The 13,202-nt window shown below is 35.9% G+C and carries 18 protein-coding genes; 3 read left to right on the top strand and 15 right to left on the bottom strand.

Translation table 11 applies throughout. The features are described 5' to 3' along the window. Window positions 1–282: 282 nt before the first annotated feature. The 13 genes from ACM26V_RS00715 to ACM26V_RS00655 all read right to left on the bottom strand — a co-directional run bounded on the left by ACM26V_RS00715 (window position 283) and on the right by ACM26V_RS00655 (window position 9,202). Entirely contained in the window at window positions 283–852 is a 570-nt protein-coding gene (locus ACM26V_RS00715; protein ID WP_416151754.1) for a SpoIIIAH-like family protein, read from the bottom strand. Window positions 853–884: 32 nt separating this feature from the next. Continuing rightward, window positions 885–1,556, bottom strand: a complete 672-nt coding sequence (spoIIIAG, locus tag ACM26V_RS00710; RefSeq protein ID WP_416149553.1) for a stage III sporulation protein AG — start codon at window positions 1,554–1,556, stop codon at window positions 885–887. Beyond that, the gene (gene spoIIIAF / locus ACM26V_RS00705) at window positions 1,549–2,193 is read right to left on the bottom strand and encodes a stage III sporulation protein AF (RefSeq protein WP_416149552.1); all 645 of its coding nucleotides are present in this window, start codon (window positions 2,191–2,193) and stop codon (window positions 1,549–1,551) included. The genes spoIIIAG and spoIIIAF overlap by 8 nt, the downstream gene beginning before the upstream one ends. A 23-nt stretch (window positions 2,194–2,216) precedes the next feature. After that, window positions 2,217–3,410, bottom strand: a complete 1,194-nt coding sequence (gene spoIIIAE / locus ACM26V_RS00700) for a stage III sporulation protein AE (RefSeq protein WP_416149551.1) — start codon at window positions 3,408–3,410, stop codon at window positions 2,217–2,219. After that, window positions 3,410–3,814 (bottom strand): stage III sporulation protein AD, encoded by a 405-nt coding sequence (gene spoIIIAD, locus ACM26V_RS00695; protein WP_416149550.1) that lies wholly within the window; start codon window positions 3,812–3,814, stop codon window positions 3,410–3,412. The genes spoIIIAE and spoIIIAD overlap by 1 nt, the downstream gene beginning before the upstream one ends. Window positions 3,815–3,829: 15 nt before the next feature. After that, a complete protein-coding gene (gene spoIIIAC, locus ACM26V_RS00690) occupies window positions 3,830–4,036 on the bottom strand; it encodes a stage III sporulation protein AC (protein WP_416149549.1) in 207 nt (68 codons plus the stop codon). Between the two features lie 28 nt (window positions 4,037–4,064). Then, entirely contained in the window at window positions 4,065–4,577 is a 513-nt protein-coding gene (gene spoIIIAB / locus ACM26V_RS00685) for a stage III sporulation protein SpoIIIAB (protein WP_416149548.1), read from the bottom strand. Further along, window positions 4,574–5,512: a stage III sporulation protein AA gene (spoIIIAA, locus tag ACM26V_RS00680; protein WP_416149547.1), complete on the bottom strand. Its 939-nt coding sequence runs from the start codon at window positions 5,510–5,512 to the stop codon at window positions 4,574–4,576. Before spoIIIAA ends, spoIIIAB begins: the two co-directional genes overlap by 4 nt. Before the next feature lie 357 nt (window positions 5,513–5,869). Continuing rightward, window positions 5,870–6,277 carry a hypothetical protein gene (locus tag ACM26V_RS00675; RefSeq protein WP_416149546.1) on the bottom strand — a complete coding sequence of 136 codons (408 nt, stop codon included), beginning with the start codon at window positions 6,275–6,277 and terminating at the stop codon, window positions 5,870–5,872. 167 nt (window positions 6,278–6,444) lie between these two features. After that, window positions 6,445–7,002 (bottom strand): elongation factor P, encoded by a 558-nt coding sequence (gene efp, locus ACM26V_RS00670; RefSeq protein ID WP_416149545.1) that lies wholly within the window; start codon window positions 7,000–7,002, stop codon window positions 6,445–6,447. Window positions 7,003–7,037: 35 nt separating this feature from the next. Then, a complete protein-coding gene (locus ACM26V_RS00665; protein WP_416149544.1) occupies window positions 7,038–8,105 on the bottom strand; it encodes a M24 family metallopeptidase in 1,068 nt (355 codons plus the stop codon). A gap of 2 nt (window positions 8,106–8,107) precedes the next feature. Continuing rightward, on the bottom strand, window positions 8,108–8,536 hold the full coding sequence (aroQ, locus tag ACM26V_RS00660; protein ID WP_416149543.1) for a type II 3-dehydroquinate dehydratase: 429 nt from the start codon (window positions 8,534–8,536) through the stop codon (window positions 8,108–8,110). A 159-nt stretch (window positions 8,537–8,695) separates the two neighbouring features. Continuing rightward, window positions 8,696–9,202: a YqhR family membrane protein gene (locus ACM26V_RS00655; RefSeq protein ID WP_416151753.1), complete on the bottom strand. Its 507-nt coding sequence runs from the start codon at window positions 9,200–9,202 to the stop codon at window positions 8,696–8,698. Window positions 9,203–9,533: 331 nt separating this feature from the next. Here ACM26V_RS00655 and ACM26V_RS00650 point away from each other — a divergent pair, with 331 nt between their 5' ends. Both ACM26V_RS00650 and ACM26V_RS00645 read left to right on the top strand, forming a co-directional pair. Further along, window positions 9,534–9,917, top strand: a complete 384-nt coding sequence (locus ACM26V_RS00650) for an SA1362 family protein (RefSeq protein WP_416149542.1) — start codon at window positions 9,534–9,536, stop codon at window positions 9,915–9,917. A 77-nt stretch (window positions 9,918–9,994) separates the two neighbouring features. Further along, window positions 9,995–10,801 (top strand): hypothetical protein, encoded by an 807-nt coding sequence (locus tag ACM26V_RS00645; RefSeq protein WP_416149541.1) that lies wholly within the window; start codon window positions 9,995–9,997, stop codon window positions 10,799–10,801. 266 nt (window positions 10,802–11,067) lie between these two features. Here ACM26V_RS00645 and ACM26V_RS00640 read toward each other — a convergent pair whose 3' ends face one another. Further along, entirely contained in the window at window positions 11,068–11,958 is an 891-nt protein-coding gene (locus ACM26V_RS00640; protein WP_416149540.1) for a patatin-like phospholipase family protein, read from the bottom strand. A 51-nt stretch (window positions 11,959–12,009) separates the two neighbouring features. Here ACM26V_RS00640 and ACM26V_RS00635 point away from each other — a divergent pair, with 51 nt between their 5' ends. Beyond that, window positions 12,010–12,192 carry a hypothetical protein gene (locus ACM26V_RS00635; RefSeq protein ID WP_416149539.1) on the top strand — a complete coding sequence of 61 codons (183 nt, stop codon included), beginning with the start codon at window positions 12,010–12,012 and terminating at the stop codon, window positions 12,190–12,192. 611 nt (window positions 12,193–12,803) lie between these two features. Here the strand turns inward: ACM26V_RS00635 and ACM26V_RS00630 are convergent. After that, window positions 12,804–13,172 carry a hypothetical protein gene (locus ACM26V_RS00630; RefSeq protein WP_416149538.1) on the bottom strand — a complete coding sequence of 123 codons (369 nt, stop codon included), beginning with the start codon at window positions 13,170–13,172 and terminating at the stop codon, window positions 12,804–12,806. Window positions 13,173–13,202 lie beyond the last annotated feature (30 nt).

The raw sequence follows: 13,202 nt of genomic DNA, 5'->3' as shown, positions 1-13,202 counted from the left end.
CCATACTAAAGCTCAAATCAAATTAAAACCTTCTAAAACATTTAGATAAACTTGGGTTGTCATCAAGTCCTTCATGGCGAAAGCCTTACACTTTAACCCTTTAGTGAAGTAAAACATTCTTAAAAATATAAAAAATGCCTAACAAATTAACGGACAATTTGATAGACATTTTAAGATATAACTCAACCCCTTATTAACCCTTTCTTCCTTTTGAAAAATATACGTTTAGATTTTTTTACGTGCGATACTTATTCAATTTTATTAATTAACGACAAAAACTCTTTAGCTTCCTGGTTGGTAACCAACTCTTATATCTTCACTACCTATGTGTTCATAACCTAATTGATAAAGTTCAACAGCTTGTTCTTTTGTTAATTCATCTGATTTCACGTAAATATTTACTTGACCATTATCTGACATGACTAACGCATCTTCATACCCTTTAGATCGAATAATAGTCTCAACCATTTCTTCTTGTTGCGACATAACTTGTAGCGTTTCTATTTTCTCAAGCGCATCAACTTGTATCTCTGGTTCCGTTTCTGTAGAGGTGATTACACTTTTGTATTCTTCATTTAATCTGCCTCTGGAATCTTGTCTCTGAAGACGAATGGTATCAAACATTTCATCTGCATTTATTTGCGGAGACACGCTACCAATAACTTCTTCGGCATCTTCAAGTTCAATAAAGGTAATCTCTTCATCCCCCTCTTCGAACCATTCAAATTCAAGGTCATCCTCTAGCTCCTCTTCAGATTCTAATTCATCAGCTTCTGAATTAATTGCTTGATGATCTTGTACCTGATCCATTGAAATATAATATACTGAAAGAACAATAATCAAACTTAGCATTGTTAATAACCACACGGTTTGTCTTTTTAATATCATGATGCATCCTCCTTTAATTTTCTTGGCATAACTGAGACACGATGAGATGGAATATCTAACACACGACTTATTGCTTCTACAACCCACGTTTTAACCTGTATATTATCAACTCCATTCGCAACCACTAGTACCCCACTTATTTCTGGTTTTTGCGAATGGACGATTAGTGGTTCTTCATTTTCTCCACTCCTGACGATTACCACTTGTTCATCCTTGGTTGAATCTGTGACGTTACGAGTTCCTCCTTCACGATCCGTTTCTTCTGTATTCTGTTCTTTTGCTTGAGTATTTTTTTCATATATTTTTTTCTCCGACCCTGCTACATTTACCATTACCGAGACGTTCGAAACACCAACAATTTCTTCTAACGCTTGTTTTAATTGTGTTTCATAATCGTACTCATAATCATCTTTTGAAACCTCTTTCTCTTCTTCTTTTTCATTGTCTGAACGAAATACCGCTGGCCCTACATCTCCCTCATTCCCTTCCTCCGAGTTCAATATCATCGCAGGCTCGTCGCCTTCATCACTTTGGAGGAAACTTCCTATAATCATTAAAAAGACCCCCACTACGATTACTATAAGGAAATATCCTAATCTTACTTTTTTACCTTTATTTTTTAATGTGAAGGAGTGAAACAATGGTTCAGTCTTTTTTTCTTTAGTCATTCGCGTCCCCTCCTTCATCCCTTATAACAATGACGTCCTCAGAAACTTCCCATACTTCTGCTAGCCGGGTTTCCATATGATTTATCCCCTCCGTATCCCCTTCTTTACTCGTTGTGGTTGTTTCACTTTCAACGACAATTGTATCGATTTTGATATCGGTACTAACGTGTTGATTTTCTTCTGTCTCATCACTCACATCTTTCACCGTGACATCAATTTTTTCTAAATTTTCGATATCACCTTGACCATGAAGCGAGAGAAAAGTCACATTTACCTCGATTATTTCTTTCTGAAATTCATTTATTAGTGGCGTTTGAGCTTTTCCTTTTAGTTGGACAGCCACTTGTTCAGAAATATATGCAAGTGAATCAGATTCTATATCTGATTTTTCTAGTTCTATTAAATTCTTGTCCTCTTCATATGATTCTTCCCCCCAGGTATCTATTTGTGTAAGGATTGTTTCAGGATCCTCTTGAAAAATAGATAACACAGGTTGAAGCATTGCAACTAACAACATCAAGCCAACGACGAGTTTCACATAACGGTGTGTGGAGGAATTTGGTAACAGCAGTTCAAGAATGGTTGCAAATAAAATTAGCAAGATAATGTTTGTAATCCAACTGCTGATAATTGCCATTCCATCACCCCTTTAAATTCATTTCACCTAAGCATGATCGATAAGTTTCCTGAAATAATAATAATCGTTATTGATAAGAAAAACATTAGGGAAACTGCAGCTAACGCCGCAAAAACAAACAGGATATTTTTTCCAACAATCGACAAACATTCAATGATTGGTCCACCTCCTAATGGTTGAAGAACAGCGGCTGTAAAAGAATATATGATTGATATAGCTAAGACTTTCAATGCTGGAAACGTACATATAAGGAGTAGTACAAATAGCCCTAATACACCAATTGTATTTTTCAAAAGGAGAGAAGCACCCATCACTGTATCTGCCGCATCTGTAAACATTCTTCCAACGACTGGAATGAAATTTCCCGTCACAAATTTAGCTGTTCGAATTGCAATTCCATCGGCAACTGCTGCCGTCGCTCCTTGTACAGACAAAACGCCTAAAAATACTGTTAAAAATATTCCGAGACTCCCAACAGCAATGTTTCTTAAGAACAAAGCTAGCTTGGACACTTTATAATGATCCGTCATCGTACTCACGATGGAAAGAATCGTCGATAATAGTAAAAGAGGAAGAATAAAATATTGAACAAACAATCCGCTAGAATGAACGATAAACATCACCATAGGGTGAAAGAGAGCGACTGAAGTGACACTACCTACTGTAGCCATAAGTACAAGTAGCATTGGAACAAGTGCAACCATGAAGCTATTCATCACTTGCAACGTTGAGTCCGCTAATTGCATTGCAATATGAAAACTGTTTAAAGCAATAATTATTAATACCATGTACGTAACCGCATAAGCTACCTTGCTTATTTGAAATTTTTCAAATGCTTGCTGGAGATGAACTAATAACATACTGAAAACCGTTAACAATATTAATGTTCCAAGCAATTGACCTTGAGCAACAATTTCATGAAAGAAAAATTTTAGAAACGCTAACCCCCATGCTTTAACCGAAAAACTATCATCGTTTTTATTTGACAATAAATCCATAAAACTATCTCTTTGGAGTTCTGGTAGGAAGCCCCCGTATTCGTTACGAATACTATTCCAAAATTCGCCTATTTCATCCATATTCAATTGATCTAGCTGTTTCTCCATCAGTTCTTCTTCACTTAATGGTAGCGTTTCTTCTTCAGCAGAAACGATGCTCGTCCCTATTACTCCTAAAAAAATGAAAAGTACTATACTAACTATGATTCGACTAGTCATCACAGATCCCCCGTAGCTGCTGGTATCAACGTTAATATCGTTTCAATTATTACTGATATGATTGGGATCGCCATGATCATGATCAACACTTTCCCCGTCAATTCTATTTTGGAAGCGATAGTTCCTTGACCTGCATCGCGGGCAATTTGAGCACCAAACTCAGCAATATAAGCAATGCCTATAATTTTAAAAATCGTTTGTACATAAATTAAATTCACATTTGCACTTACCGCTAATTCTTCAATCATTTCGATCATTATCGCTATTTTATCTATTAGGAATAAAAAAATAATGATACCCGTAAACACTGTTAGTAAAAGAGCAAAAATTGGTTTTTGCTCTTTTACAATTAAGGCTAAGAAGGTGGCAATCATTCCTAAACCGACTATTTGAATGATCTCCATTCAGATCCCTCCCCCCTAGCTTTGAAACAAAAAGACGCTTCGTATTTTTGTAAATAAATCATCAATTACTGTAGCAACCATATATAAAACAACGACAAAGGCAATCAGTGTAACCCAGTTACCTATATCTTCTTTTCCCATTTGTTTTAGAACGGTATGGATCATTGCTACGACAATGCCCACCCCTGCTACTTGAAAAATCAAACCGACATCGTAATTCAAACGAACTCCCCCTTACAAACTGCATTCATCAAAGCAGCATGATCACAAGCAACAAGCCTCCTAACAGCCCTAAACTCCGGTACATTGACCGATATTTTTTTTGCGCATCTACCGCCGTATCCTCCATGTGTTTCAAATACGATTGAGTCAATTGAATCTGTTTTCGCTGTCCGTGAATATCTTGTTTCCCTAATGTCTGGCCAAATTGTCTTAGAATTTCTATATCTTTTTTTTCTAAATCGACATTCGTTTTCCATGAATCTAGTACTTCTTCCCAAACCTCGAATGCTGTTGCCTCATCCTCGGTTAACTTCACAGCAACTTTGGAAAAAAATTCTTTAACTGGGCTAGGGAGCTGTTTTGAGACTTGACCAAATGCTTGAGACAGGGGCATCATCGCAAATGCTACTTCCGTATCAAATGTTTCCAAGGCTACTTTCACATGTCTCAATAAATTCGTTCTTCTATCTAACCGGTTAGCTAGCTCCATTCCAACAAGAGCAGATGCAAAAACGATCATAGATGCACCTAACCAAATCATGTTCTCACCACGTTATTCAATGTTTCTGCTGGACGAACGACTCGCTTACAATTAGCTCTTCTCCCGACTGCCGTTAATTCAATCACTGTCTCAAATGCCCCTTGGTCAAACAGCTTCTTTATCGTTGGTCGCTGTTTGACTTCCATAAGTGAAGAACCGTGAACCGTTGAAATGACTGAAACTCCTGCATAAACAGCTTCCATTAGGGCCTTGGCGTCATCCTCTCTTCCAATTTCATCGACAATGAGAACATCCGGACTCATGGAACGAATCATCATCATCATTCCTTCCGCTTTCGGACAAGCATCCAACACATCAACTTTCATGCCGAATTGATGCTGTGGTATTCCATTTACACAACCTGCAATTTCTGAACGTTCATCGATGATCGCAACATTTCGAGCAGGGATATTTTTTCTGGGGATGCCTTGACTGATTTGTCTTGCCAAATCACGTAATAAGGTCGTTTTCCCTGTTTTAGGAGGACCAACAATTAAAGTATTCATCCAAATCCCATTCTTACAAACATCCATCAAGTACGGGTCACTTACTCCTTTTTTTTCTTTAGCTATCCGAATGTTAAATGAGCCTATTTCTCGCAGCCCTTTTACTTCACCTTTTTCAACGACTACTCTTCCGGCTATCCCAACTCGATGTCCACCAGCAATCGTAATATATCCTCTCCTTAACTCCTCCTCCAATCGATACATGGAATGTTGACTGATTGAAGCCATCATCATTGAAGCTTCTTTATCTGTAAAAATAGGAGGTTTGGTCGTTTTTATTTGCCTATCAATGTCCGATTTCGTTCGAACGATTTCCACAGGTTTTCCTACTCGTAATCTTATTTCTTCAATATTTACAGTTTGTTGCTTCACATCAATCTCTAAATATTCTCGAATCGATTTCGGAATAATACGAAGCACTTCATCCATATTTCCCAACCTCTTTTCATATTTACGACTTTATTTACAGATTTGCTATCTGTCACAAATGGTTCTTTTCTTTATTAGAAATTATTACTATTTAGTTAACGATTCTGATTAATAATGCTTGTCTAACAAAAATATATGTACTCCTGTCTCATTTATGACAAAAGCACAGTGACAATCTTTAACGGCAGTATATAAAAACGGAGAAGCAATTAGAATAACTTGGCTTGTCGCCAAGTCCTTCATAGCGAAAGCCCTAGTTTGTCTTATACTTTAATCCTTTAGCGAAGTTAAACATTCTTAAAGTACAAAAAAAGGGCAATCAAATCAATTATAAGATCTGATTGCCCTTTTTATTTTTTATCGATTAAGTTGAGATTTTATTACTTCGGTAAGCAGTTCTTCATCTTCCATCCACTCTTCAAAGGAAGACCGATCTGCACAAAATGATCCAACTTCTTTTCCTTGATCAATGACATCTACGCAATAAAAATTATCCCAATGTTTATGATATTTAATTTCCAAACCATTTTCCAAGTTTTGAGCGTTCTCATTCTTATAGTCATGCTCATTTTCCACTTGGAGAATGTGGTTCTTAACTAATTCGACAACCTCATCTTCATCCCATTCTTCAAACTGGCTAAGATCTGAACAAAAAGATCCTAACGACTTTTCTTTTTTCATTACTTCTACACAAACGACATATTCAGAAAAATGGTAGTAACTAGCTGTCACATCTTGAGCAATGGTTAGTTGTTTTTTTTCCAATCAGACCACCCTTTCGATTGTTGTTATACATTACTTTACATGAATTCCGAAAATTCCGAAAGTTTTCCGCTTTATTTTAAACTACTTAAAAACAGGGGAGAAGATGATACAAATCTGTCATTAAATGAAAAAAACACACTTATAGAAATATAAGTGTGTCTACTCTTTTATCCTCTTGAAACATATTTTCCTTCGCGAGTATCAATAATTAGTACGTCACCTTCATTAACGAAGAATGGGACTTGCACAGTCAATCCTGTCTCTACCGTTGCTGGCTTTGTTCCCCCAGAAGCAGTGTCACCTTTAATGCCTGGTTCCGTTTCTGTTACAGTAAGTTTCACTGATTGTGGAACCTCTACACCAAGTATCTCACTTCCATACTGAAGAACTTGCACTTCCATGTTTTCGACTAAATACTTTAGTTGATGACTGATTCGTTCCGTTGGTAGTTCAAGTTGTTCGTAAGAAGATGTGTCCATAAAAGAATGAACACCACCGCTTGAAAATAGATACTGCATCTTACTATTTTCTATGTGAGCTTTTTCAATTTTTTCACCTGCACGAAATGTTTTTTCTTGAATATTACCATTTCTCATATTTCGAAGTTTTGAACGAACAAACGCTGCGCCTTTTCCTGGTTTTACGTGTTGGAATTCGATCACCTGATAAATATCGTTATCTACTTCTACTGTTAAACCTGTTTTGAAATCATTGACTGAAATCATATATTTTCCTCCTCATTTTTCAATCCTAGTTATTTTTACTCTCCTAAGATTAGCAATTCTTTTGTCGATTTTGATAAGACTGTATTTCCATTTTTCGTAATCACAATATCATCTTCTATTCTTGTACCACCTACACCAGCAACATAAATTCCTGGTTCAACAGTTACTACCATCCCCGGTTCTAGCTTTTGATCTGATTTATGAGATAACCCTGGTCCCTCATGAACTTCTAAGCCCATTCCATGACCTGTTGAATGACCGAAGTATTGCCCATAACCTTGCTCTGTAATGTAATCTCGCGTTAGTGCATCTGCTTGTTTCCCATTCATTCCGGGCTTAATTTCTTGTACACCTTTTAGTTGAGCTTCCAAAACGGTCTGATAAATCTTTTTCAATTCCTCATTAGGTTCACCAACGGCAACGGTTCGAGTTATGTCAGAACAATAACCTTTATAATACGCACCGAAGTCCAGTGTCACTAATTCGCCTTTTTCGATAACTTTGTCAGATGCTACACCGTGAGGAAGTGCAGATCTATAGCCAGAAGCAACGATAATATCAAATGACGAGGATGTCGCACCTTTTTTCCTCATGTAAAACTCCAGTTCATTTGAAACATCAACTTCTTTAACGCCTGGACGTATAAATGATTGGATATGAGTAAATGCTGCATCAGCAATATCAACCGCTTCTTGAATGATTGCAAGTTCTTCTGGTGACTTAATTAGTCTGATTTTCTCAACAAGACCACTAACTGGAACAAGACTTGATTCTAGTGCTTTTTTATATGTATCATATTGCCCGAACGTAAGATGATCTTTTTCAAAACCAAGTAGATCAATCCCCATTTGTTTTGCTTGTTTCGCTACTTCTTCGTGTATCGGTGCTTTATGCTGAACAATTTCAAAACCTTTCGTTTCTGATTCAGCCTGTTCAACATAACGGAAATCAGTAACAAACTTTGCTTCTTGTTTTGAAATAAGGACAACTCCTGCTGTTCCTGTAAAACCAGTTAAATAACGGCGATTATAATTGCTTGTAATTAATATTCCATCAATCTCATTTTTTTCAAATTGATCTCGTAAACTAGTCAGCTGATTCACGATTATTGCCTCCTTAAAAAATAATCAATAGCCATTTGGTAACCAAGAAAGCCAAAACCACTTATTTGACCAACACAAACAGGAGCTACAACAGATATTTTACGAAATTCTTCTCTTGCATGAACATGAGAGATATGAACTTCAATCACTGACGTATCTATACTAGCGATCGCATCTCTAATGGCATAACTATAGTGAGTCCACGCTGCTGGATTTAATACAATCCCATCGACTTGATCATTTGCCTCGTGTAACCAATCGACAAGCTGTCCTTCCCAATTTGTTTGCTTTAAATTGACAGTGAAACCATTTTTTTGACCGTAGTTTTTTAACTGTTCTTCTAAGTCTTCAAGGGATTCAGATCCATAGATATTTGGTTCTCTTTGACCTAGTCGGTTCAAGTTTGGTCCGTTTAATACAAGAATGTTCAATCTTATTCCCCCTTTCTTTTCTAACATCCCCCTAATCTTAGACGAGTCGTGGAAACTATCCTAATCGGTTGGCTTGGAGCTTGACATCATTTTTAAAACTCTATACTTTCTTCTTTATATTAAAAGAGAATGTTCCAAGGAACATTCTACCACACGACCTTAAGGTTGAATAGCTTCAGTCTCATTTCTAGTGCTCTCATGGTACTCATATGACACAGAATAACCGATAAATAAACCATATACACTATAAAGTGATAATGTGGTTACGAAAGTGTTTATGTCTAAAGATAATAAAGGATCTAGATCATCAAAAAGCGGGTTTAATAAGCCAAATACAACGAACCATATTCCCATACCAAAAAGAATACCAGGCCAAAATTTGTTGACTTTTGCTAATATCAATCGATATGTAAATGCCACACCAATAGATAAAATTCCGATAACAACAATTCCGATCCAATGACCTAGGTAACCATGTTTCCACTCACCTAATGCCCATGGCATAAGGACCATTGAGGGTCCTACCTTTGTAAAGTTAAAATAATGAGCAAAGTAACCAACTAAACTCCACAAAACCCCTCCAACAAAACCAATAATCACAACTGCAGATAGTAAAGATGGACTTTCTCCTGTTTGGTTTTTCTCTTGTTTTGTCAATCTAATCACCTCACTATTTATCTTTTCCCCAAATCTCATTTTTATCATAAAGCGCCATGTTTAAAATGATATGTGTAAACTTTTTTCAAACAGGGAATAATAAACATATAAATGATCTAATTAAATGGAGGGTTTGCCACTTTTCGTGTAGAATAGTATATGGAATACATGAAATCTAAAAGTAGCTAATACATCTATATAAAAAGGACAATAAAATTTAGAATCCAACTTTCAAAGGTCGAATAGTATAAAGAAAAGACCAATTTTAATGCTGAAGTAGTAATCTAAGCAATTTTAGGCGGAAACAAACGAGCATAATTATAAATGGAGGTGTGTGAATATGTTTCGTCATTCTTATCATCCGATCGTAATAACCCTTCTTAGTCTCGCAGCCCTCGGAATCCTCGTTCAGTTATTTACGAGCCCTGGCGCTTTTATTACTCAAATCCTTGTAACAATAGGGATTGTTGCCGTGATTCTCCTGCTGATGAAAAAATTTATTTTACCAAGGCTTATGCGAAGTCAATCATCCTTCCCTCAAAGACAAGCTAGTTTCCAGCAAAATCAGTCACAAAAAAAGAAGAAACCTATTTCTTTTTCCAGTAAACAGAAAGAGAAGAAGAAAAAAAATGTCTCCAGACCTCTTATCAAACGTCAGTCAGATGTAAAATTAACTGTTATTGAAGGAAAAAAGAACAAGAAAAAGAGCCGAGCATTATTTTAAAACGCTTGGTTTTTTCTTTATAAGGTGATTCGCCATCTTCCTTATACATTTCAGTATCAAGAAAGAGGTGAGAAAGGATGAATAACTTCTATCATTCTTCTTTTACACATAGCATCTGGTCTGATTGGTTATTATTAAGCTTTTTAATTTTAGCAGGGATCGTTTATTGGACCATTAGTAAACGAATTGGATTTCAAATGCTTTACTTAACTATACTCTCACTTACTTTAGGGTTTGTCATTACCAGGTATTTCCCATTTTTAAGTAGAGAGGATCAACTGTTACCTTTAACGCATCCTCATATACAGGCATCTATGACTTTATTTTCATTCTTCATTCCACTTGTTCGAAGAAGAATTGAAGTGATCCTTTGTTTATTTCCCCCATTAGTGATTAGCATAAGTTATTTGTTCCTCCAAGGCATCTCTGTTTTTTCGATTGTCGGTGGAATATTAATTGGTGGATTTATTAGCTATATGTTTTATCGGAGCCTTGATTGGATGGGTGCTATGCCTGAACCTTATTTATTCACCTTTGCAATCATTTTTCCTGTTTTTATCGGCGGCTTAATTTATCCTTATACAACGTACTTCTTTTTACCCGGAATTTTACTAGGTGCAGGTATTGGGGTATCTTCGGAACAATTTAAAATACGGATTAATTTAGAATCTAGTAATAATATCTCGAAGCTCCTATCCTTATTGTTAGGTATTTTCGGGCTAATTATGGGATATTTACTGTTTATACTTAGTCCGATATCCTTCCCCTTCTTATTTCTTTTCACAGGAATATTTGTAGGTCTTTGGATAACATTCTTTGTCCCCTTTATCCTCGTCGTGACAAAAATTTACGATCGTCAAGGAAAAAGTCGAGAACTATTTTAACTATTTATCCTGTCTACTCTTGAAATTATATGAACCTGAGAGATTTCAGCGGAAAAAGCTCTAAGAGAAACGAGCGATATTTCATTTTATGAGTAAGCATCCTGTTCTTCGCAGGAAGACAGGATGGTCGCTCCAAATCACGGTAACTTTGGCGAATAGTGACTTGGAGCATAGCATATAGGTTCTTTCCCTTAGAAGGGCTGAACCACCATGGAGAGCCATCGTGAGCGTGAATAACTTCTCGACATAGTTTGGAGCAGGGGTCGTTAATACGGCCATTTCGCCAAAAATTCTTTCGCAGTTTTATTTCCAAGCTGAATGAGCTTTGCTTTTTCGATATCTGACATATGAAAATTTGTTGTTTTAACTTCTTTAACCGGAATAAATATGATATTTTTCGCTTCAATTTTAGTCACATATCGTTGGTCATGTGCTTTTATCATTGTTTCAAACATAGAATGAAGGAATGATAATCCATTTTTTATTTTCCGTGGAGGAATATGGTCAAATTCATTTGAAAGACGTAAACCTAAAACAGGCCTTTCTAGCTTCTCGTCCTCTTTTCTCATAAATAACCAAATAGGAAAATTACTCAACACTCCGCCGTCTACAATCATAGATTCTACTCCGTGTTCGTCTTTAATTTTCACTGGTTCAAAAAAATATGGTAAACTCGAACTCATGCGCACAGCCTTTGCAACCGAAAATGTTTCCTTTTCGATTCCATACCTTGGTAGGTCATCGGGTAAGACGATAAATCGCCCATTCGTAATATCAGACGCAACCATTTTTAAACTTCCTTTAGGGAGATCACCAAAACTTCTTACACCTTTCTTTAACAATGTTTGTTCAAGCCACTTTTCAAATACATCCCCTTTAAAAAGTCCCATTCTCCGATACAGCGTCAACCATCTCAGAAATGGAAAGACATCCCCAATAACTCTCGGATCAAGAAATTCTTTTAAATCAAGATCATTAAATAATTCATTCATTTCCTCTGCTTCGTATCCTGCTTTTATAAGTGCCGCCGTCAATGCTCCAGCACTTGTACCTGCAACCCTTTCTAATGAAATATTTTTATCTTTTAACGCTTGTAAAGCACCGGAAAAAGCAAGTGCTTTCACTCCACCACCAGCAAATACTGCATCTACTTTCATAAGACCCCCCCTTCTTGTCATATTTAATAATATTTAAATTCAATATAATCTATGCTAAACAATGACACCGGTGTGTTACTCATGTGGAGTTTTTTAACAGTTAATAATTTGTTAACTACCTTTCCTCGGTGGGTTTATACTCATGACATAGGCCGAACAGATGAAGATGGAAATTCGATATATGATAAAGTACCTCTTACCGTTGATACAGATGATCCACTTGAGGAACAATAACGACACACTTACACACAACTAGACATTATGCTAAAAGAGATACGACACGAATATGATTTTATATGATTCAAGGTAATGTCGATTATTTTATTATTCATGACCAAAATGACAAAGAAAAGTTTAGGATCTCATTTTCATCTGAAGTATTTACTTTTCACAAGGAGTTAGAAGAAAGTTTTCGGAAGGGGTATTAGAACCGGCTGAACGTGCTGCCATGATTGGGAATGATTTAAACAAGAAAGGTGAGAGATAAACTGACTATAAATGATTTAGAATCATCAAAGGAGATACAATTGAGCATAAAGACTTCTATATTTCGTTAGATAAAACCAATAAAGGTGCTGTAACTATATACTTTACATTAGAAGGTCATCGTAAATATGATGAGAGGATTTTCAATTTGTGCCATCGAATTGAAGCAAAAAAAGATCGTTGAGAAGTGTTAGAGATAGATGATACTCTTCCGTCATCTTCAAAGGTTATTGATTTACCAAAGTCAAGTACCTCTAGAGAGTTCGATAAATTACTATTCGGACTATCAAAAGCAGTTACAAACATTATTAGAATAATAGATTAAACGGTAAGTAAATTTAGATAAGACTCAAACCAAGCTATTCATCTGAAAGTAATATATTCTGGATTTGATATTCTTGCCTAATATTAAAAGGTCTTCTTTTATTAGATAAAATAATATGATATTCATCTTTTTCTATATGATCCCAAATATGTTCGATACTAACTTCCTTATTTTCATATCCTGTATCTTGTATTAGGGTATCACCTTTGCTAAATTTGACTCGTATTTCCATTATTTCCATGTCAGGATCTAACTGACCAATTATAATATATTTATCATCCTGGATTTGTTTTTCTAAAACTGTCATATAACCTATATATCCACCTTGATTAGGATAAGTGTTTGCTAAAAATAGGATTAGAAATATACACAAAACTGCTATAATAAGAAAGATCTTTTTCATAGTAACTCCTTCCGCGTATCGTTAAAATAA

It is taken from the genome of Salipaludibacillus sp. HK11 (assembly GCF_047795645.1).
Lineage (GTDB): Bacteria > Bacillota > Bacilli > Bacillales > Salisediminibacteriaceae > Salipaludibacillus.
The sequence above is the reverse complement of the archived record's forward strand: the minus strand, read 5'-3'. Positions and strand labels throughout refer to the sequence as shown.

Excerpts from the sequence above, each read along its gene's own strand:
- ACM26V_RS00715 (WP_416151754.1), bottom strand. The coding sequence starts at position 852 with ATGCTAAGTTTGATTATTGTTCTTTCAGTATATTATATTTCAATGGAT.
- spoIIIAG (WP_416149553.1), bottom strand. The coding sequence starts at position 1,556 with ATGACTAAAGAAAAAAAGACTGAACCATTGTTTCACTCCTTCACATTA.
- spoIIIAF (WP_416149552.1), bottom strand. The coding sequence starts at position 2,193 with ATGGCAATTATCAGCAGTTGGATTACAAACATTATCTTGCTAATTTTA.
- spoIIIAE (WP_416149551.1), bottom strand. The coding sequence starts at position 3,410 with ATGACTAGTCGAATCATAGTTAGTATAGTACTTTTCATTTTTTTAGGA.
- spoIIIAD (WP_416149550.1), bottom strand. The coding sequence starts at position 3,814 with ATGGAGATCATTCAAATAGTCGGTTTAGGAATGATTGCCACCTTCTTA.
- spoIIIAB (WP_416149548.1), bottom strand. The coding sequence starts at position 4,577 with ATGATTTGGTTAGGTGCATCTATGATCGTTTTTGCATCTGCTCTTGTT.
- spoIIIAA (WP_416149547.1), bottom strand. The coding sequence starts at position 5,512 with ATGGATGAAGTGCTTCGTATTATTCCGAAATCGATTCGAGAATATTTA.
- efp (WP_416149545.1), bottom strand. The coding sequence starts at position 7,002 with ATGATTTCAGTCAATGATTTCAAAACAGGTTTAACAGTAGAAGTAGAT.
- ACM26V_RS00650 (WP_416149542.1), top strand. The coding sequence starts at position 9,534 with ATGTTTCGTCATTCTTATCATCCGATCGTAATAACCCTTCTTAGTCTC.
- ACM26V_RS00645 (WP_416149541.1), top strand. The coding sequence starts at position 9,995 with ATGAATAACTTCTATCATTCTTCTTTTACACATAGCATCTGGTCTGAT.
- ACM26V_RS00640 (WP_416149540.1), bottom strand. The coding sequence starts at position 11,958 with ATGAAAGTAGATGCAGTATTTGCTGGTGGTGGAGTGAAAGCACTTGCT.
- ACM26V_RS00635 (WP_416149539.1), top strand. The coding sequence starts at position 12,010 with ATGCTAAACAATGACACCGGTGTGTTACTCATGTGGAGTTTTTTAACA.
- ACM26V_RS00630 (WP_416149538.1), bottom strand. The coding sequence starts at position 13,172 with ATGAAAAAGATCTTTCTTATTATAGCAGTTTTGTGTATATTTCTAATC.